We start from the raw sequence: 19760 nt of genomic DNA, 5'->3' as shown, positions 1-19760 counted from the left end.
GGCCCGAGCATCCGACGGATTCCGGCGCCAGGCCATCGTGCCCTTACGTCCGCCGCGTCCGGAAAGGCCGGGACAACAGGTCAAGCCGCAACGCTTTTGGCGGCTCCTTGTGCGCGGTGGATCAAGTTTCTTGACCTTCGCCGTGCGGAAAGGGGCGGGGACTGAGCAAGAAGCGAGCGCCGGGGACATTTCGTTCAAAATGTCAGAGGTGGTTCCGGCCGGGCGGCGGCGGCTGGGTGATGCTGGTCCTCAAGAGGCGTCGTCCTGGGGATAATCACCGCGGGTGATGGGCGCGACGACCTCGAACGAGGACGTCATGTCGAACCAACGGCTTTTGATGGCGGGAACTTCCGTCGCTGTTCTGCTCGCTCTGTCCGTCGCCGCGTCGCCCGGTCACGCCTTCGCCGCCGATACGCCGGCCGCCGATCCGGCCGACGCCTCGACCGCGGTGGACGAGATCGTGGTCAAGGCGCGCGACAAGGCGGGTCTGATCGAGACCCGGCCCAACAACACGGTGTTCGGCATCGACAAGCCGCTGCTGGAGACGCCGCGCTCGGCCAGCTTCGTCAGCGACACCACCCTGCAGCGCTACGGCATCGAGACGATCGACGGCCTGACCGCCGTCTCGCCCGGCACCTACACCGCCAGCTTCTACGGCGTGCCCGGCGCGCTGAACATCCGCGGCACCCTGGCCGAGAACTACTTCCGCGGCTTCAAGCGCATCGAGAACCGCGGCACCTATTCCACGCCCATCGGCGCGGCCGACCAGATCCAGATCGTGCGCGGTCCGCCGACCCCGATCTACGGCTCGGGCAAGGTGGGCGGGATGCTCAACTTCATCCCGAAGTCGGGCAAGAACGAGGGCGGCTACCTCAGCGAGCCGACCGGCGAGGTCACGGCCACCTTCGGCTCGTACAACCGCAAGAACGCCACCGCGCAGATCGGCCTGCCCGTGAACCTCGGTCCCGTGACCGGCGGCGTTTACGCCTACGGCGAGGTCGAGGACAGCCACAGCTTCTACAAGGGCATCTATCCGCGTCGCCAGACCGGCGAGATCTCGGCCGACTTCGACCTGGGCAACGGCTGGTCGACGGCGTTCGGCGGCATGAAGTACCACTCGGACGGCGATGTGCAGACGCCCGGCTGGAACCGCCTGACCCAGAGCCTGATCGACAACGGGACCTACACCACCGGCCGCGACACCACGCTGGTCGACAGCGACCACAACGGCCGCATGACCCTGAACGAGATCAGCGGCAACAGCGCCAACCCGTACTACTACGACCCGACGTTCAACCCGCTCTACATCCCGTATTACGGGTTCTACAACACCAACGCCGCCCACATCCTGGACACCGGGGTGGGCACCACCAAGCTGTCGCCGCGCACGGTCTATATCAGCCCGGCCGACTTCTCGAAGACCGACACCAACACCCTGTATTTCGACCTGGCCAAGGCCCTGTCGCCGACCAGCACGATCAAGGCGCAGTTCTTCTACGACGATCAGGAGAACAAGCGCTTCGTCAGCTACGGCTACCCGGCCTGGTTCGACAGCTCGGTCTGGGAAGGCCGCCTGACCTACAACTTCGAGAACGACTTCGGCGACGGCTTGGTCACCGCCAAGTCGTTCGTCGGCGCCTCGTACCGCGACTTCTCGGGCCGCCGGCGCGAAAGCTACAACAGCGGCGTGATCGCCCTGGATCGCCGCGACATCAGCTTCGGCGCCACGGCCACCGACATCATCGACAGCCCCTTCACCACCGAGACCGGCGCCGGCGTGCTGGGCCTGGCCTGGGAGAACGACAACAAGTCGAAGTGGCAGCAGACGGGCGTGTTCTTCATGACCGACGTCATGGTGGCCGAGAAGCTGAACCTGATGGTCGGCGGCCGCTGGGACGACTACGACGTCACGTCGCACGACACCGGCGTGCTCAGCTACCAAGTGTCGGGCGAGCAGAAGGCGGGCAAGGACAAGTTCACCTACACCGCCAGCGCCACCTACAAGGCCCCGGGCGGGGTGATGCCCTACATCACCTACGCCAAGGCCTCTGCCCTGGAGATGAGCCAGGCCGGCGACGTGGCCGCCAGCCTGGTGGCCGACGCCAGCGACGCGTGGCTGTCGGACAGCGACCTGGCCGAGGCCGGGGTCAAGTTCCAGTGGCTGAAGGGCACCCTGGTCGGCTCGCTGGCGGGCTATCGCCAGAACCGCACCCAGCTGACCGGCATCACCGGCACGCCCACTGGCACCCGCGCCAAGGGCGTGGAGCTGGAAGTCCGTTGGCTGGCCAGCGAGAACTTCAGCTTCACCTTCTCGGGCAACAGCCAGCACACCACGGTCAAGGGCCCGGATACCTCGTTCCAGTACATCCCGGCCTACACCGCCGKCGTGCCGGGTTCGCAGGCCTTCGGCGGCACCTACGTGGTCTGGGCGTTCAACAGCCTGCCGGGCCGCGCGGGCGACTACGACTACACCCTGATCCCGAAATCGGTGGTCAGCCTGTACGGCGCCTACACCAGCGACGACTACAGCTGGGGCAAGGTCGGCGGCACGCTGGGCGTCACCCACGTGACCAAGACCTCGGGCACCGTGCAGAACGCGGTGACCTATCCGGCCTACTACGTGGCCAACGCCTCGGCCTACTACGAGTACGGTCCGTACACGGTGACGGCCAACATCGATAACCTGTTCGACAAGCTCTACTTCACGCCCGACGCCGACAGCTACGCCAACCTCGGCGCGCTGCCCAGCAAGGGCCGCGAGTGGCGCGTGACCCTGTCGCGCAAGTTCTAGTTCCCCCGTCCCGCGCTCCGGACAGGGGCGCGGGACCCTCGCTTTGACGGAGGCAAGCCCATGTCGTCGACGATCCCGTGGAGGTCCTGGCTGCTGCTCGGCGCGCTGAGCCTGCTGCTGTTCCTGATCACCGCCTCGACCTTCTCGTCGCTGGGCGTGGTGCTGCCGGCGATGATCAAGGAGAACGGCTGGAGCTTCTTCAACGGCTTCCTGGGCTTCACCCTGCTGGGCGCCTTCTGCGGCGCCTCCTCGAAGTTCCCCGCCATCCTGATCCGCAAGATCGGGGTGCGCGGCGCCATCCTGGCCGGTTCGGCGGTGATGGTCGCGGGCTTCGCGTGCCTGGCGGCCTCGCCGGGCCTGCTGGTCTACTGGCTGGGCACGGCGCTGCTGGGCGCGGGCTATCAGATGATGGCCCTGATCCCCGGCACCCACGTGCTGTCGATGCTGTTCAAGAAGCGCGCCCTGCCGTTCGGGATCTATTTCACCATCGGTTCGCTGGGCGGCGTGGCCGGGCCGTGGATGGCGGTGACGGGCATGGCCGCGGCCCATGGCGGCTGGCGACCCTACTGGTGGGCCCAGGCGATCGCCTCGGTCGTGGTCGGCGTCCTCTGCGCCGCCCTGGTCGGCGGCCGCGCCTGGCTGGAAGCCGCCGCCGTCGAGACCGACAAGGCCGTGGCCGAGGACATCCAGGCCGCGCCCGCCAACGCCAAGGTCTATCGCACCGCCGTCGACTGGACGGTCAAGGAAGCGGTCGCCACCCCGCAGTTCTGGGTGATCCTGGCCGCCTATTTCGCCCACCTGCTGGGCGGGGTCACCGCCGTCAGCCTGGCGCCCAGCCATCTGAGCGAGCTGGGCGTGGTCTCGGCCGTGGCGATCGCCGCCATCAGCTTCGAGTCGCTGATGCAGGTGGCGGCCCGGATGGGCGGCGGCCTGCTGGGCGACCGCGTCGACCCGCGCTGGCTGCTGGCCGGGGCGCAGGGGATGATGGCTATCGGCCTGCTGGCCCTGGCCTACGCCACCTCCTGGCCGCTGCTGGTGCTGTTCGCCGTGGGCGTCGGCGTCGGATTCGGCCTGACGGTGCTGGCGGTCAGCATCCTTCTGCTCAACTATTATGGCCGGAAGAACAACCTGGAGATTTTCTCCCTGGTCTGCCTGGTGGGCGCGGTCTCGGCCCTGGGCCCGGTGGTTGGCGGCGAGATGCGCGACCGCCTGGGCAGTTTCGTGCCCACCTTCCAGGTGTGCGCGGTCATCATCGGCCTGATCTTCGTCGCCGCCTGCTTCATGCGGCCGCCGCGCAAGGCCACCCAAATAGAGCCGGTCGCCGAGCCGGTCCCTGATATGCTTCAAGACGCCGCGTAAGGAGGAGCCGCCATGTTCCACAGCCCATCCAAGCACAAGGACTTCGGGGTCTTCCTCCCGGTCGCCAACGGCGGCTGGATCATCTCCAAGACGACCCCGGTCCTCGACGGCCTCTACCAGCAGAACAAGGCCGCGGCGGTGAAGGCCGACGAGGTCGGCATGGACTTCGTGATGTCCATGGGCAAGTTCCGCGGCTTCGGCGGCGAGACCGACCACTGGGGCACGGCCCTGGAGTCGGTGACGATGATGGCCGGCATCGCCGAGGCCACCAAGAACGTCCGCATCTGGGCCACCATCCACCCGCTGCTGCAGAACCCGGCCGTGGCGGCCAAGATGATCGCCACCCTGGATCACATCAGCGGCGGCCGGGCGGGCCTGAACATCGTGGCCGGCGCCTACAAGGGCGAGTTCGACCAGATGGGGGCCTGGKACGACAGCCTGTCGCACGACGACCGCTACGCCCTGACCGAGGAATGGACGACGATCGTCAAGCGCCTGTGGTCCGAGGACAGCGTCGACTTCGCCGGCAAGTTCTTCACGATGAAGGACTGCCAGTCCAAGCCCAAGCCGCTGGCCAAGCCGCGTCCCGAGATCGTCTGCGCCGGCATGTCGGACCGCGGCTTCCAGTTCTCGGTGCGCGAGGCCGACGTCTGCTTCATCGGCGGCCGCACGCCCGACGAGCGCCGCGACGCCTCGCTGCGCGCCAAGGCGGTGGCCGAGACCATGGGCAAGACCATCAAGACCTACGCCATGTGCACGGTCGTCCACGGCGACACCGACGCCGAGGCCGCCGCGATGGTCGAACACTACAAGGACGGCGCCGACATCGGCGCGATCCTGGCCATGCTGGCCAGCTGGGGCGTGCCGGCCGACAAGCTGGACTCCGTCGCCAAGCAGCAGGGCGCGTTCATGACCCACACCGTGGTCGGCTCGCCCAAGACCTGCGGCGAGCAGATCCAGGAGTATATCGACTACTGCCAGCTGGACGGGCTGATGCTGATCTTCCCGGACTATGTCGAAGGCCTGACCATGTTCGGCGCCGACATCCTGCCGGGCCTGCGGGCGGTCTATTCGTGAGCGAGACCTCGGACGGCCTGGCGACCTGGATCGCGCCGAAGCGCACGGCGGTGCTGGTGATCGACATGCAGGTCGACTTCGCCTCGCCCGACGGCGTGCTGGGCGCCTTCATCGACATGGGCGTGGTGAAGCCCGCCCTGGCGGCCGCCGAGGCGCTGGTGGCCGACGCCCGCGCCGCCGGCGTGCCGGTGGTGTTCGTGGGCCTGTGGACCACGCCCGAAACCGACTCCCCCGCCTGGAACGAGCGCATGCGCCGGCGCGGGGGCGATCCCGACGTCGACGCGGCCCTGTGCCGGGCCGGACAGGTCGGGTCCGAGTTCTACGGGCCGCTGCCGGCGCCCGGCGAGCTGGTCGTGCACAAGACCCGCTACAGCGGCTTCGTCGGCACGGATCTCGACATGCGGCTGACCCAGATGGGCGTCGACACCCTGGTGGTGGCCGGCGTGACCACCGAGTGCTGCGTCGACAGCACCGTCCGCGACGCCTTCGACCTGGACTACCACGTGTTCGTCGCCGCCGACGCCTGCGCCGCCTACGAGGCGGACATCCACGAGGCGTCGCTGAGGGTGATGGAGCTGAACAGCGCGATCCTGACCGACACGGCGGCGATCGCGAGCGCTTGGAAAGGGGCTGCCTGAGTATGGCCGACGGATTTCCGCAACTGGGCGCCGCCGCGCCGTACCAGGTCACCGACGAGGACCGCGCCGCGATCGCCGCCGCGATCGACGAGGCCGAGATCGTCGAGCTGGCCCTGACCCTGGGCAACATCCCGGCGCCGTCGGGCAAGGAGCTGGAGGTCGCCAACTACGTCTACGACTGGATGGCGCGCGAGGGCTTCTCGCCGCGCAAGGTCGGGGCGACGCCGGAACGTCCGAACATCATCGGCACGCACGGCGGCAGGGGCCCAAATACCATTGGGGGCAAGAACCTGCTGTTCACCGCCCACCTCGACACCGAGGCGCCGACCTGGAACCCGGACCTGGACGCGTACAAGTACAGCCCTGACACGCTGGCCAATCCCGAATGGGAGAAGTGCTGGCTGGAGGACGGCAAGCTGTACGGCTATCCGATCGCCAACGATCGCGGCCCGATGAGCTGCTTCCTGATCGCGGCCAAGGCGCTGAAGAAGGCCGGCTACGAGCTGGCGGGCAAGATGTACCTGACCGCCTGTCCCGGCGAGATCGGCCCCGAGCCGATCGAGGAGCATCGGGGCGTGGCCTACATGGGCAAGGACATCGGCGCCCACTACCTGTTCCACCACGGCGGCGTCGCGCCCGACTACGCCATCGCCGCCGAGGGCTGCGACTTCGGCCTGACCTGGGTGGGCTGCGGCTATGCGGTGTTCCGCTTCCAGGTGTGGGGCGAGGGGGTGTTCACCCCGCTGCTCGAGCATCCGGAGACAGCGTCCAAGCACCCCAATCCGATCTACAAGATCGGCAAGCTGACCGAGGCGATCCACGCCTGGAGCGGTGAGTACGAGAAGAAGAGCCGCTACGACAGTCCGGGCGGCGTGGCCCAGCCCAAGTCGCAGATCGCCTCGATCCGCGGCGGCATCCCCTACGCCTTCGGGGCGGGGACCGAGCTGGTGAACCTCTATCTGGAGGTGGGCCTGACGCCCAAGCAGCGCGTGGCCGAGGTCCAGCACTCGCTGGAGGCCATGGTGCGCGAGGCGGGCCTGGGCCGGATCGACATCGAGCCGGTGGTGGTGCGCCACGGCTTCGAGGCCGACGCCCGCGAGGTGGCCCCGCTGGTCGCCGCCGTCGACGAGGCCACCAAGCTCAGCCTCGGCCATCCCGTGGCCCTGGCCAATCCGGTCTATTCCAGCATGTGGCGCGACCACAACGTGTTCAACATGCAGCGCATTCCGGCCATCACCACCGGCTTCCGCCGCTGGCGGCCGACGCCGAAGGACCTTGTCGACAGCGCCCTGGTCTACGCCCTGACCGCCCTGGCGGTCTGCGGCCGGGCCAGCCCGGACGAGAGCGCCAAGCGCCCGGCCTCGGCGGTCTATCCCGACAACCCGTTCGGGAACGAGTGAGATGGGGGCCGCCGTCCAAGCGCTGGCCCCCGAGCCGCACGACTTCCGCAAGGCCATGGGCAGCTTCGCGGCGGGGGTGACCGTCGTCACCGTCTGTCACGAGGGTCGCCTGGTCGGCACCACCGTCAGCGCCTTCAGCTCGGTGTCGATGGACCCGCCGCTGGTCATGGTCTGCCTCAAGCGCGACAGCCGCACCCTGGCGGCGCTGGGCCAGGCCAAGTCGTTCTGCGTCAACATCCTGGCCAGCGACCAGGGCGACCTGGCCTATCGCTTCGCCAAGAGCGGGGCCGACGACCGCTTCGCCCTGACGGCCGTCGAGGCGGGCGTGTCGGGCCATCCGCTGCTCGCCGGCGCCGTCGCGGCGGTCGAATGCGACCTGCACGCCGCCCACGACGGCGGCGATCACGAAATCCTGGTCGGCCGCGTCCTGCGCGTGGCGGTCGACGACGCCAAGGCCCCGCTCGTCTATGTGCGCGGCGGCTTCCTGAACGCTTAGGGGAGCGGTTCCATGACCTACGACGTCCTCGACGTGAAGCCGATGACCCGCCGGATCGGCGCCGAGATCTTCGGTGTCGACCTGGGCAAGCCGCTGACGAACCGCCAGTTCGAAGAGGTCCACCAGGCCCTGACCCAGTACCAGGTGATCTTCTTCCGCGACCAGGAGATGGACCACGACGCCCACAAGGCGTTCGGCCGCAAGTTCGGCGACCTGGCCATCCATTCGGGCGTGCCGGGCCTGGCCGAGCACCCGGAGATCGTGGCCATCCACGCCGACGCCAATTCCAAGTTCGTGGCCGGCGAGAACTGGCACTCGGACCTGACCTGCGATCCCGAACCGCCCCTGGGCAGCATCCTCTACATGAAGGTCCTGCCCGACGACGGCGGCGACACCTGCTTCGCCAGCATGTACGCGGCCTACGAGACGCTGTCGGACCGGATGAAGGCCTATCTGGAAGGACTGTCGGCCGAGCACGACGCCAACCCGGTCTACAAGGCGATCTTCCCGGACATCGACCGCAAGTACAATTGCTCGGTCCACCCGATCGTCCGCACCCATCCGGTCAGCGGCAAGAAGAGCCTGTTCGTCAATCCGTCCTACACGACCCGGATCATGGGCGTGTCCAAGGCCGAGAGCACGGCGATCCTGAACTTCCTCTACCAGCATGCCAGCAACCCGGACTTCCAGGTGCGCTTCCGCTGGAAGAAGAACTCGGTGGCCTTCTGGGACAACCGCTGCACCTGGCACCAGGCGATCTGGGATTATTTCCCCGACACGCGCACGGGCTACCGCGTGACGGTGGCGGGCGACCGGCCGGTTTGATCCCAACCACCACCATTGTCATCCCGGAAAGCGCGTAGCGCTTGTCCGGGACCCAGGGGCGGCTGCACGGCCTTGGCCCAATCACCTGGGTCCCGGACAGCCTCTGCGAGGCCTCCGGGATGACAACCTTTGTTGAGCTGCGAGATGAACCCCGCTGACCGCCGTATCCTCCTCCTAGGCGCGGCCGGCGGTATCGGCTCGGCCATCCGCGAAGGTCTGGCCGGCCGCTACGGTCTGATGCGCCTGGCGGACATCGCGCCGATGACCCCGGCGGGGCAGGGCGAGGAGATCGCTCACGCCGATCTGCTCGACATCCCGTCCCTGGTCTCGGCGATGACCGGGATCGACTGCGTCGTCCACATGGCCGGCGTGCCGGTCGAGCCCGAGGACAACGCCTGGGACCAGGTGCTGCCGGCCAACATCGTCGGGGTCCACAACCTGTTCGAGGCGGCGCGGCTCGCGGGCGTGAAGCGCGTGCTGTTCGCCTCGTCGCACCACGCGGCCGGCTTCCATCGCCGCGAGACGCTGACGCCCGAGACCCTGGTCCCGCGGCCCGACAGCTACTACGGCGTCAGCAAGGTGTTCGGCGAGGCCATGGGCCGGATGTACGCCGACAAGTTCGGCCTGCAGGTGCTGTCCCTGCGGATCGGCGCCTATCGCGACCGGCCGTCCGACCCGCGCCAGCTGGCGGTCTGGATCAGCCCGCGCGACATGGTCGAGCTGGTGCGCTGCGGGATCGAGGCGCCGGATTTCGCCTACGCCACGGTCTACGGAGTCTCGGCCAACACGCGGAGTTTCTGGGACAATTCGGCCGCCGCCTTCCTCGGCTACGCGCCGCGCGACAACGCCGAGGACTGGGCGGCCGAGGTGCTGGCGGGACCGCCCGAGAGCCCGGTCGCCGCGCCGTTCCAGGGCGGCTGGTACTGCGCCAAGGACTTCGTCGGCGACCCGGCCCGCGTCGACTAGGCGCCCAGGCGGTCGACCAGATAGAGCCGCGCCATCGACCGGAACTCGGCGATCGCCTGGGCCGGGGCGGGCTCGGCCTCGAGCATGGCGACCATCTTCATGCTGCCCAGGAAGGCGATGGCGACGTCGCGCACGGCCTGGGCGGGCTTGTCCGGCGCGCGCCTGGCCAGGAGGGCGGCGATCCGGTCGCGCATCATGTCGCGCAGGGCGGCCGAGCGGGTGTTGCGGTCAGGCCGGCTGTCGACCAGGGCCAGGGCCGCGTCGCGCTCGTGGCGACGGCTGGGGAACAGGTCCAGCAGGGCGTCGGCCAGGGCGGCGGTCGACAGGCCGGGCAGGGCGGCCTCCAGCCCGTCCAGCGCCTCGCCCAGCTGGCCCGCGTAGCGGTCGATCAGGGCGTCGGCCAATACGTCCTTGTTCGGGAAGAACTGGTACAGCGACCCGATCGGCGCGCCGGCCCGGGCGGCGATCTGGGTCATGGTCGCCGCCTCGAAGCCCTTCTCCGCGAACACCGCCAGCGCCGCGTCCTGCAGGGCCGCCACGCGCAGCTCGCCCCGTTTACGCTGGGGCGCACGGGCGGCGGTTGACTTAGATGAGGGCATCCTCATATATCCATAGGTGAGCTCATCCTCATATAACGAGCCGACGCGTCGCGGGCTAGCGGCGTGCGCGCCGGCGCTTGCCCGAAAGGCGACTCTCATGATCAAGCTCGATCCCAAGACCACGGCCCTGGTGCTGATCGACCTGCAGAACGGCATACTGGCCATGCCCGTCGCGCCTCGCACGGGCCCGGAGGCCCTGGCGGCCGGCAAGTCCCTGGCCGAGCGCTTCCGCGCCGCGGGCGCGCCGGTGGTGCTGGTCAATGTGGCCTTCGCCGCCGACGACGGCGACCGGGTCAAGACGCCCGTCGACCAGCCCATGGCCCTGCCGCCCGGCGGCTTCCCGGCCGGCTGGGGCGACCTGGCCGACGGCCTGGCCCAGCCCGGCGACATCCGCGTGACCAAGCGCCAGTGGAACGCCTTCCACCAGACGGGTCTGGACCTGGAGCTGCGCCGGCGCGGGATCACCACGGTGGTCCTGGCCGGGGTGGCGACCAATCTGGGCGTCGAGTCGACGGCGCGGGCCGGCTACGAGCACGGCTACGCCATGGTGCTGGTCGAGGACGCGATGACCACCTTCTCACCCGAGATGCACGCCTTCGCGGTCGAGCGCATCTTCCCGCGCATCGGCCGGGTGACCACGGCGTCGGACCTGGCCCTGGAGGCCTGATGGGCTGCGCGCCGCGCTTGCGGGCGCGGCGCGTTCCCCGGCTATTCTCGAGTGAAGCTCGCCGGAATCTCCGGGTTCGCGCCCGCCTTGCCCCACAGGACGATCTCGTTGCCCCACGGGTCGCGGAAGGCGTGGTTGTAGCCGTTGAACTCGGCCCAGTAGTGGTCGCGCCACAGCAGGGTCGCGCCCAGTTCGGCGGCCTTGCCCAGGATGCGGTCGGCGCTGTCTTCGTCGCCGATCAGCACCCAGATCCGCGGCTTGCGGCCGTCGGTCGACAGGTGGCGCGGCTCGACGCMGGCCGGTTCCGGGTGGGGGCGGGCGTTGGCGGCCTTGAAGATGCCCAGGTGCAGGTTGCCGATCTCGCTGTCGGTCCCGTCGCTCTTCTTGAAGAAGCCGCCGGGCACCATCCGGTGGTACTCGCCCTCGGGCCGGGCGTCGTTCTGCCAGCCGAACACCTCGGCGTAGAACTTGCCGGCGGCGCTGGGGTCTTCGGAGGCCAGGTCGACGAAGATCAGGGTGTTGGTCACGGGCGGTCCTCAAAACCGATGGAAAGGGTCAGGTCCTTCCAGGCGTCGATGTCGGCCTGGAGGCCGGCGGCGGCGTAGCCGGCGTATTTCAGGGCGTCCTCGCCCAGCAGCAGGTGCAGGGGCGGGGCCTCCTCGTCGGCGATGCGCAGGACCGCCTGGGCGGCCTTGGCCGGATCGCCCGGCTCGTGGCCGGCGTGGTCGGCCATGATCCGTTCGGCGTCGCGGGCCAGGCCGTCATAGTCGGCGATCTTGTCGACCACGATGGTCTTGGAGCCGCCGGAGAAGTTGGTGCGCAGGCCGCCGGGGGCGACGTTGGTCACCTTGATCCCCAGCTCGGCCACCTCGGCGGCCAGGGTCTGGGTCAGGCCTTCCAGCGCCCACTTGCTGGCGCAGTAGACGCCGGTGCCGGCCCAGACGGCCAGGCCCGAGACCGAGGTGACGTTGATGATCCGCCCGGTCCGGCGGGCGCGCATGGCCGGCAGAACGGCCTTCAGCATCGCCAGCGGGCCGACGACGTTGGTCTCGAACTGGGCGCGGAGCTCGTCCAGCGAGGCCTCCTCGACCGCGCCCACCAGGCCGTAGCCGGCGTTGTTGACCAGCACGTCGATCTTGCCGGCGGCTTCCACCTCGGCGACGCCCTTGCGAACCGCCGCCTCGTCGGTGACGTCCAGCACCAGGGCGTGGCCGCCCAGCAGCTCGAAGGCGTCGGCGTCCTTGGCCTTGCGCACCGTGCCGAAGACGGTGTCGCCGCGGGCGATGGCCGCCAGGGCGATCTCGCGGCCCAGTCCGCCGGACACGCCGGTGATCAGCCAGGTCTTGGTCATGCTCTCTTCAACTCATCAAGGTTGTCATCCCGGAAGCGTTCAGCGCTGTCCGGGATGGCGACGGAAGGCGTGGGGAATTAGTACGGCTTGTCGCCCTTGACCCACAGCCGGTGCATGGTCCGGAAGTACTTGGTGTCGTCGTACAGGGTGCCGGTGTGCAGGGTGCAGCGATTGTCCCACATCAAGAGGTCGCCCTTGGACCACTTGTGGCGATAGACGAAGTCGTCGCCGGTCATGAAGTCCACCAGCTCGCCGATCAGGGCCAGGCCTTCCGGGCCCGGCTTGCCGATCACCTCGGTCACCGTGCCGGTCGAGGGCCACAGCGCCTTGCGGCCGTCGGCCGGGTGGGTGCGGATCAGCGGGTGCTCGACGTCGGGATTGGCCGCCTCCAGTTCGGGCGACAGGTTCTGCTGCTGGCCGAACTGGCGGGTGGCCATGAAGTGCTTGTAGCTGTGATGCAGGCTCAGCGGCAGCAGCTCGGCCTGCTTCTCGGGCGAGAGGGCGTTCCAGGCGGCGCAGCCGTCGGCCAGCAGGGTGTCGGAGCCCTCGTCGGGCACTTCCACCGCATAGAGCATGGTCAGCATCACCGGCTCGGGCTTGTAGCTGTAGTCGGTGTGCCAGCCGACGCCGTCGTTGTGGGCGCCGATCGGCTTGCCGTCCACGACCCGGTTGCTGAGGATGAAGATCTTCGGATAGCCGGGCAGGGTGAAGCGGGTCTGGGTGTGGTCCTCGGCCTCGCCGAAGCGGCCGATGAAACGCATCAGGTCGTCCGGCGTCATCGACTGGCCGGGCACCACCACCGCGCCGTGGCGATGGAAGGCGGCCACCACCTTGTCGATCTCGGCGTCGGGCGCGGTCGACAGGTCCAGGTCGTGGATGCGGGCGCCGAAGCCGGGCTTCAGTTCCGAGATCGTCAGGTCGTCGGCGAGCGTCATGTCCACGGGCGCGGTCCTCATCGAAGCGTTCTGGGAAGCGTTCTGGAACTCAACCTAGGCCCCGTCCAAGGCCACGTCTTGCCGGTACGCGCACGACGGCTTTGCGTGCGCGTCCGGCAAAGTCTTCCGGCGCCGCAAGCTTGCGCGCCTTTTGCTCATTTCCGCCCGAGAACCCGGCGACGACGCCCGTCGACCGGGCGACGGCCAACTTATCGTGCGCGCTGGTGCAAGACCGGTGGGCGCGCCCCGCCTAGCCTTCGTATCGATCTTGCGAAGGAGCGCAGCCGCCATGGGCCTCTCGCCCGCACCCCATCTCGATGACGCCTTCTTCGACGGCCTGTCGCGCTCGATGCGCGACGTCGACGCGGCCGAGACCCTGCCGCCCGCCTGCTACACCGACGCGGCCTTCTACGACTTCGAGAAGGAGGCGCTGTTCAACCACGAATGGCTGTGCGTGGGCCGCGTGGACTGGGTGAAGGAGCAGGGCGACTACTTCACCACCACGATCATCGGCGAGCCGATCATCGTCACCCGCAACCGCTCCAACGAGATCAAGGCGATGTCGGCGGTGTGCCAGCACCGGGCCATGCTGGTGGCCGAGGGCCGGGGCAACACCCGCGGCTTCGTCTGCCCCTACCACCACTGGGTCTATTCGCTGAACGGCGACCTGGTGAACGCCCCGGCCATGGAGCGGGCCTGCGACTTCGACAAGAAGGCGGTCAAGCTGCCGACCTTCAAGGTCGAGATCTGGCTGGGCTTCATCTTCATCAATTTCGACGCCGACGCGCCGCCCCTGGCCCCGCGCCTGAAGGCGGTCGAGGACGCCGTCGCCAACTATGACCTCGCCAACGCCGAGGGCCTGACGCCGCCGATGACCGGCCAGTTCGCCTGGAACTGGAAGGTGATGTTCGAGAACAACAACGACGGCTACCACGCCAACAAGCTGCATCGCGGCCCGCTGCACGACTTCATCCCCAGCGAGCTGTGCAGCTTCCCCGAGGCGGGCGCGGACGACGCCGGTTTCCTGCGGTTCAACGGCACCACCCATCCGGACGTCAGCTTCAACCCCACCCAGAAGGCCGTGCTGCCGGTCTTCCCGAAGCTGAGCGAGCAGGACCGCAACCGCGCCACCTTCGCCAACATCCCGCCGACCCTGTCGCTGGTGATGACCAGCGACATGGTCATCTACCTGATCCTGCGGCCCACGGGTCCCGAGACCATGGAGCAGGACACCGGTCTTCTGGTCGCGCCCGGGGCCACCGAGGTGAACGGCTTCGAGGAGCGGCTGGAGATGATCATGACCTCGGCGGGCAAGATCATCGCCCAGGACATGCACGTCGACGAACTGGTCCAGGTGGGGCTGCGCTCGCGGTTCGCGGTGCGCGGCCGCTATTCCTGGCAGGAGGGGGCGCAGGTGCAGTTCAACCGCTGGCTCACGCCCCGCTACCAGAAGGCCTGGGCGAAGATGAAAGAGGGGGCGGCGCTGAAGGGTTCGAAAGCGGAGGTCGCCGCATGAGCCGCCGGCCTGTCGCCTTCTTCGGTCACGGCAGCCCAATGATCGCCCTGGAGACCAACGACACCACCCAGACCTGGAAGGCGATGGGCGAGGCGTTCGGCAAGCCCAAGGCCATCCTGTGCGTCTCGGCCCACTGGCTGACCAAGGGCGTCGGCGTCACCGCCATGACCGCCCCGCGCACCATCCACGACTTCGGGGCCTCGTTCCCGCAGGCGCTGTTCGACGTCCAGTACCCCGCGCCCGGCTCGCCCGAACTGGCGGCGCGGGTGCGCGACCTGCTGGCGCCGCAGCCGGTGGTGCTGGACCAGCAGGCCTGGGGCCTGGACCACGGGACCTGGTCGGTGCTGTGCAAGGCCTATCCGGACGCCGACGTGCCGGTGGTCCAGCTCAGCATGGACGCGACCAAGCCGCCGGAATGGCACTTTGAGCTGGCCCAGCGCCTGGCCCCCCTGCGCGACGAGGGCGTGCTGATCGTCGGCACCGGCAACATCGTCCACAACCTGCCGGCCATGAACTGGGGCGAGCGCCATTGCGCGCCCTACGACTGGTCGCTGCGGTTCAACGACTACATCAAGCAGGCCATCGTCGACGACGCGCCCCAGCGGGTGGTCGACTTCGCCTCGCGCGGCGACGACGCCAGCCAGTCGGTCCCGACGCCCGACCATTTCTGGCCGCTGCTGTACGTGCTGGGCGCGCGCCTGCCCGGCGACGTCGTCCGCTTCGCCCCCGACCACATCGAGCACGGCTCGCTGAGCATGACGTCCGTCACGCTCGCGCCGGCGGCCTGAACCCGAGAGACCCTGAGATGCCCTTCATCTGCGAACCCGGCCAGACCCGCCCGGACGTCCTGCCCGGCGCCCTGCACACCCTGAAGGCCACGCCGGCCACCGTGCACTGGGGCTATTTCGATCCCTCGATCAAGCCGGCCCTCCGCATCAAGTCCGGCGACCTGGTCAGCGCCGAGGCGATCACCCACCACGCCGGCGACGCCCCCGACCTGATGATGGACGAGGCGGTCACCCGCATCTTCACCGAGATCCCCGAGGACGACCGCAATCCCGGCGTCCACATCATGACCGGACCGATCTTCGTCGAGGACGCCAAGCCGGGCGACGTGCTGGAGGTGCGCTATCTGCGCATKGTCCCGCGCAACAACTACGGCTCCAACCTCGCCGCCAACTGGGGCTATCTCTACAAGGAGTTCGGCGAGAAGGAGCGGGTGACGATCTACGAGCTGGATCAGAACACCAACACCGCCAGCGCCCTCTACGCCTACGACTTCGAAGGCAAGTACCTGATCCCCGGCACGATCACCAATTGCCCCGAGTGCGACCGCCAGCCGGCCCTGGGCGGGGTGCGGGTGGCGGCCCGTCCGCACCTGGGCACGGCGGGCGTGGCGCCGGCCGTCGACGGCCGGGTCAGCACCATTCCGCCCGGCGCCCACGGCGGCAATATCGACAACTGGCGGATCGGGGCGKGGGCGACGATGTACTACCCCGTCCAGGTCGAGGGCGGGCTGTTCTCGATCGGCGACCCGCACGTCAGCCAGGGCGACGGCGAGATCTCGGGCACGGCCATCGAGAGCTCGCTGAACGTCCTGATGCAGATCGTCCTGCGCAAGGACTTCGTCTCGCCGGGGCCGCTGCTGGAGACACCGAAATGGTGGATCGTCCACGGCTTCGACGAGAGCCTGGACGTGGCCATGAAGGACGCGTCGCTGAACATGCTGACCCTGCTCAGCGACCACGTCGGCCTGTCGAAGAACGACGCCTATTCGCTGATGAGCGTGGCTTCGGACTTCGGGGTCACCCAGGTGGTCGACGGCAAGCAGGGCTGCCACGTGCGCATCCCGCGCGACATCTTCCCCAGGATGAAAGGTTAGGAGCCCCCCGATGAAGGCCTGGTCGTTCAGCACCGACAGCCACCCCCGCGCCGAACGCGCGCAGGCCTGGCGCGAGGCGATGAGCCGGCTGGGCCTGCCGATCGAGGGACTGCCCGACGCCGAACCGGCCAGCGCCTCGGTGGTGTGCCTGACCTCGCCCCTGGGCATCGAGTTCGCCCTGGTCGAGGCCGGGGCCCAGGCGATCTCCGGGCGCCTCTCGGGCCAGCCCGCGGCCGTCTGGCTGGCGGTGCTGCTGAACGGCGAGGGGACCCTGGTCACCGACGACCTGGCCGAGGCGCTGGAGCCCGGCGACATCGCCTACGGCCCCACCGGCCAGGCCGCCGCCCTGCGGCTGGAGACCCGCTGCCGGCTGATGTTCGTCCGGGCGCCCCGCGTGGCCCTGGACCATCGGCTGATCACCCCCGTCAGCCTGCGGGTCGGGCGGCTGCAGGCGGCCACCGGCGTGGCCCACATCCTGTCCGGCCTGCTGCGGGCCACGGCCGACGGGCTGGAGGACCTGACGGTCGACCAACTTCGCCCTGTTGAATTGGCCCTTACCGAGTTCCTGGCCATCTGCCTGGCCGAGGGCGGGGCGGCGGCCGACGTGCTGGGCGTGGGGGCGGCCGCGCCCACCGCCCACCTCCAGCGCCTGTGCCAGACCATCGAGACCCTGCTGCCCGATCCGGACCTGTCGCTGCGCCGGGTGGCGGACGAGGAGGGGGTCTCGCCGCGCTACGTCCAGAAACTGTTCGCCAGCGCCGACGAGACCTTCAGCCACTATCTGCGCACGCGCCGGCTGGAGCGCTGCCGCACCGACCTGGCCAGTCCGCAGCACGCGCGGCTGTCGATTTCGGAGATCTGCTTCCGCTGGGGGTTCAACGGCTCGGCCCACTTCAGCCGGGCGTTCCGCGACCAGTACGGCGTCTCGCCGCGCGAGTTCCGCCAGCGCGCCGCGGCCTAGTCGAGCGGGCTCGCGGACGAGCCTGAGGCCGTCCCTTCAGCGATCCGAACAACAGAGTTTCCTTCCCCCGGGAGGGGAAATACTCTTCGCGTTCTTTAACTTGTAGGAGAAAGAATGGTGGGCGCAGTAGGATTCGAACCTACGACCCGCTGATTAAGAGTCAGTTCAGGGCGGCTGAAAAGCGCTTTGAATTCAACGCCGTTCAGCCGCCTTTACTGTTCGTGTGCCCTTGGTGTGCCAACGGGCTCGATTAGGTCTCTTCCTCCTCCTCGTCATCCTCCCTATCTTCATCGAAGGAGAGGCTGCGGGCGATCTGATCCATCGCTTCCCGGTGCGTTTCGGACGGGAACATGTGGCCGTAGCGATCCATCGTCACCGCCAGAGACGAATGGCCAGCAAACGTCTGAATCACCTTCGGCGCCAAGCCCGCGTCAATCCAGCTGGAGATTGCGTAGTGTCGAAGTGCGTGCCAGGTGAAGCTTGGCGGTGGGGTTCGGTTTCGGGGCTCTTTTACGCATCGGTCCTCGATGCTTTTGAAGCACCGTTTTAGGTGAATGGATAGGAACTGATAGTTTATGTATTTTCCTCGGAGCGTAAATATGAGGTCGTCTTCTCGATAGAACTTGGTGCGCTTGTGAAAGCTAACCAATTCGGAAATCATTTTCTTTCCGATCGGAATTGTTCGGTTTCCAGCCAACGATTTGGTGCCTTGGCCATCTTCGTTTCCCCATGCATCGACTCTAGTTTCGATCCGCACCTGACCTGCGACGAGATCGACATGCTTCCACCGCAGCGCCCGCATCTCGCCGACGCGGCAGCCCGTGACGATGGAGAACCGCAGCATGAGGCGAAGCATCCCCTCAGAGACGTCGATCGCCGCGTTCACGGATGCGGTCGATGGAGCGACCACTTTTCGTGAGCCTTCGTCTCTTCGGCCGATCACTCTGATACCGGTCACCGGATTGGTGCCGATTAGGTCTTGGCTTCGACCATACTCAAACATGGCGTGCAGCGTTCGGAAAATAGCGCGTGTCGTCGGCACGGACACGCCAAACTGACGCAGGCGATCACGTAGATCACCCATTTGGCGCGGAGAGAGGGCGGCTAGCTTGAGTTCGCTGATGCCTCCCGTGAAGCCCACATTTCCCGGGCCGACGATGTAGTTTCGCAGGTGGCTGATGTACCCGAGGAGTGTGGAATGGGTCATTCGTTCGCCAGCCGCATTTCKATCACGGCAGTTTTGCTCATAGGCTTCACAAAGTTGGCCCACGGTCTTTTTCGCCGCCTCACCGCGATAGGTGCCAGCCCGTAAACGAGCCTCGACTTCCACCCGATGGGCGTCAGCCGCCCTGCGCGTCGGAAACTTGTCGCGGTGTCTCGTTCCGGTTTGATCGGTCCAATCMACGCGCCATGCCGGCAGATCGTCGCCTGTCTGCCGATCTCTGCGGGTGCATTTTGTGATTTTCATTGAAATGCTCCCTCATGCGACGCTTGAGAGTTGTCGCCGTCAGACGCGAAGAGACGTTCGGTCTCTGATGCCGTCCGGCAGTTTTCGATCGCGCTGAAGACAGCTTCGGCCTCTCGGTAAGAGGCGAAGATCGCGCGCTCTTGGTCCTTGGTCGGAAGCCGCCAGGTCACCACCCAGGCAACCCAAGATTCCCCGCCGGGCAACGTCCACTCGCGTTGTTGGATTAGGCAATTCATTGTCCGCCTCCCTTGGCGGGGCGCGCGAGGGTTTGCCGATCAGTAGGTTTGTTACCCGCGAGCCAGGCCAAAAGCGTCGAACGGCGAGCGCTCAGCGAGGTGCCGACACGTGTTACTGGGATATAGCCTCGGTCCACCCAGTAGTAGATGCGCCGCCGTTGACCCTCGTCACCGAGTACGAAGCGAGCGATTGCCGATGCTCCAATCAACAAGTCTCCGCTGCCGGAATAATTCTGAAAATCTGGCGGCGTTGTTTGTGCCTTGTATGGTCTGTAATAGAAGTAAAAGGTCGGTGTCTGTCGCATAAATCTATCTCCTAACGCCGGAAACATTCCGACATGGGAGGGCGTTTGCGAGGTTTGGGCCAACTATACATGGAGAAATGATTGCCAGTATTCCTGGCGATCGTTCTGCTTCGTAGTTGGGCGACCAGGGAGTGCCAGTAATACTGGCGAAGGGAATTCCGAACCCGTGAGCGAAAATGGGACCTGCTCTAATTGTGGATCGCGTTTTCCCAAAATGGGACGTGATTTGGCGCCGATCTATCGGGGATGCTCACGATCTGAAGGCCAGGTATCGAGTCCACCTGGCCT

Annotated in this window: 18 protein-coding genes; 13 read left to right on the top strand and 5 right to left on the bottom strand. The window is 67.5% G+C overall.

All coding sequences use genetic code 11. From position 1 onward, the window contains the following. Positions 1-316: 316 nt before the first annotated feature. The 8 genes from AC1U89_RS10060 to AC1U89_RS10025 all read left to right on the top strand — a co-directional run bounded on the left by AC1U89_RS10060 (position 317) and on the right by AC1U89_RS10025 (position 9552). Positions 317-2791: a TonB-dependent siderophore receptor gene (locus tag AC1U89_RS10060; protein WP_479899566.1), complete on the top strand. Its 2475-nt coding sequence runs from the start codon at positions 317-319 to the stop codon at positions 2789-2791. Positions 2792-2851: 60 nt separating this feature from the next. Next, the gene (locus tag AC1U89_RS10055) at positions 2852-4150 is read left to right on the top strand and encodes an MFS transporter (protein WP_479899565.1); all 1299 of its coding nucleotides are present in this window, start codon (positions 2852-2854) and stop codon (positions 4148-4150) included. 12 nt (positions 4151-4162) lie between these two features. Further along, positions 4163-5227 carry an LLM class flavin-dependent oxidoreductase gene (locus AC1U89_RS10050; protein ID WP_479899564.1) on the top strand — a complete coding sequence of 355 codons (1065 nt, stop codon included), beginning with the start codon at positions 4163-4165 and terminating at the stop codon, positions 5225-5227. Further along, a complete protein-coding gene (locus tag AC1U89_RS10045) occupies positions 5224-5865 on the top strand; it encodes a cysteine hydrolase family protein (RefSeq protein ID WP_479899563.1) in 642 nt (213 codons plus the stop codon). The genes AC1U89_RS10050 and AC1U89_RS10045 overlap by 4 nt, the downstream gene beginning before the upstream one ends. Before the next feature lie 2 nt (positions 5866-5867). After that, positions 5868-7265, top strand: a complete 1398-nt coding sequence (locus AC1U89_RS10040; RefSeq protein ID WP_479899562.1) for a zinc-binding metallopeptidase family protein — start codon at positions 5868-5870, stop codon at positions 7263-7265. 1 nt (position 7266) lies between these two features. Then, positions 7267-7761: a flavin reductase family protein gene (locus tag AC1U89_RS10035; protein ID WP_479899561.1), complete on the top strand. Its 495-nt coding sequence runs from the start codon at positions 7267-7269 to the stop codon at positions 7759-7761. 12 nt (positions 7762-7773) lie between these two features. After that, complete coding sequence (locus AC1U89_RS10030) at positions 7774-8586, top strand: TauD/TfdA dioxygenase family protein (RefSeq protein WP_479899560.1); 813 nt, start codon at positions 7774-7776, stop codon at positions 8584-8586. 144 nt (positions 8587-8730) lie between these two features. After that, positions 8731-9552, top strand: coding sequence for an NAD-dependent epimerase/dehydratase family protein (locus AC1U89_RS10025; RefSeq protein ID WP_479899559.1), 822 nt, complete (start codon positions 8731-8733; stop codon positions 9550-9552). Here the strand turns inward: AC1U89_RS10025 and AC1U89_RS10020 are convergent. Beyond that, a complete protein-coding gene (locus AC1U89_RS10020; protein WP_479899558.1) occupies positions 9549-10151 on the bottom strand; it encodes a TetR/AcrR family transcriptional regulator in 603 nt (200 codons plus the stop codon). The two genes, AC1U89_RS10025 and AC1U89_RS10020, sit on opposite strands and share 4 nt — an antisense overlap. A 97-nt stretch (positions 10152-10248) precedes the next feature. On the opposite strand from AC1U89_RS10020, the gene AC1U89_RS10015 reads away from it, so the two are divergent. Next, on the top strand, positions 10249-10818 hold the full coding sequence (locus AC1U89_RS10015) for a hydrolase (RefSeq protein WP_479899557.1): 570 nt from the start codon (positions 10249-10251) through the stop codon (positions 10816-10818). A gap of 41 nt (positions 10819-10859) precedes the next feature. Here AC1U89_RS10015 and AC1U89_RS10010 read toward each other — a convergent pair whose 3' ends face one another. The 3 genes from AC1U89_RS10010 to AC1U89_RS10000 all read right to left on the bottom strand — a co-directional run bounded on the left by AC1U89_RS10010 (position 10860) and on the right by AC1U89_RS10000 (position 13104). Next, positions 10860-11345 carry a VOC family protein gene (locus AC1U89_RS10010; RefSeq protein WP_479899556.1) on the bottom strand — a complete coding sequence of 162 codons (486 nt, stop codon included), beginning with the start codon at positions 11343-11345 and terminating at the stop codon, positions 10860-10862. After that, positions 11342-12169, bottom strand: a complete 828-nt coding sequence (locus AC1U89_RS10005; RefSeq protein WP_479899555.1) for an oxidoreductase — start codon at positions 12167-12169, stop codon at positions 11342-11344. The genes AC1U89_RS10010 and AC1U89_RS10005 overlap by 4 nt, the downstream gene beginning before the upstream one ends. 77 nt (positions 12170-12246) lie before the next feature. Beyond that, entirely contained in the window at positions 12247-13104 is an 858-nt protein-coding gene (locus tag AC1U89_RS10000) for a TauD/TfdA dioxygenase family protein (RefSeq protein ID WP_479899579.1), read from the bottom strand. A 289-nt stretch (positions 13105-13393) separates the two neighbouring features. On the opposite strand from AC1U89_RS10000, the gene AC1U89_RS09995 reads away from it, so the two are divergent. The 4 genes from AC1U89_RS09995 to AC1U89_RS09980 are packed head-to-tail and all read left to right on the top strand — an operon-like array spanning position 13394 to position 17463. Beyond that, positions 13394-14620 (top strand): aromatic ring-hydroxylating oxygenase subunit alpha, encoded by a 1227-nt coding sequence (locus tag AC1U89_RS09995; RefSeq protein ID WP_479899554.1) that lies wholly within the window; start codon positions 13394-13396, stop codon positions 14618-14620. Beyond that, on the top strand, positions 14617-15408 hold the full coding sequence (gene ygiD / locus AC1U89_RS09990; RefSeq protein WP_479899553.1) for a 4,5-DOPA-extradiol-dioxygenase: 792 nt from the start codon (positions 14617-14619) through the stop codon (positions 15406-15408). The genes AC1U89_RS09995 and ygiD overlap by 4 nt, the downstream gene beginning before the upstream one ends. A 17-nt stretch (positions 15409-15425) precedes the next feature. Then, entirely contained in the window at positions 15426-16502 is a 1077-nt protein-coding gene (locus AC1U89_RS09985) for an acetamidase/formamidase family protein (RefSeq protein ID WP_479899552.1), read from the top strand. Between the two features lie 10 nt (positions 16503-16512). Next, a complete protein-coding gene (locus AC1U89_RS09980) occupies positions 16513-17463 on the top strand; it encodes a helix-turn-helix domain-containing protein (protein ID WP_029915806.1) in 951 nt (316 codons plus the stop codon). Between the two features lie 250 nt (positions 17464-17713). On the opposite strand, the gene AC1U89_RS09975 is transcribed toward AC1U89_RS09980, so the two are convergent. Next, entirely contained in the window at positions 17714-18931 is a 1218-nt protein-coding gene (locus AC1U89_RS09975) for a tyrosine-type recombinase/integrase (protein WP_479899551.1), read from the bottom strand. Positions 18932-19760: the final 829 nt, after the last annotated feature.

The sequence above is a fragment of the Caulobacter sp. 05T431 genome, assembly GCF_056665975.1.
Note: the sequence above shows the minus strand (reverse complement) of the source record. Positions and strands in the feature narration are given on the sequence as shown.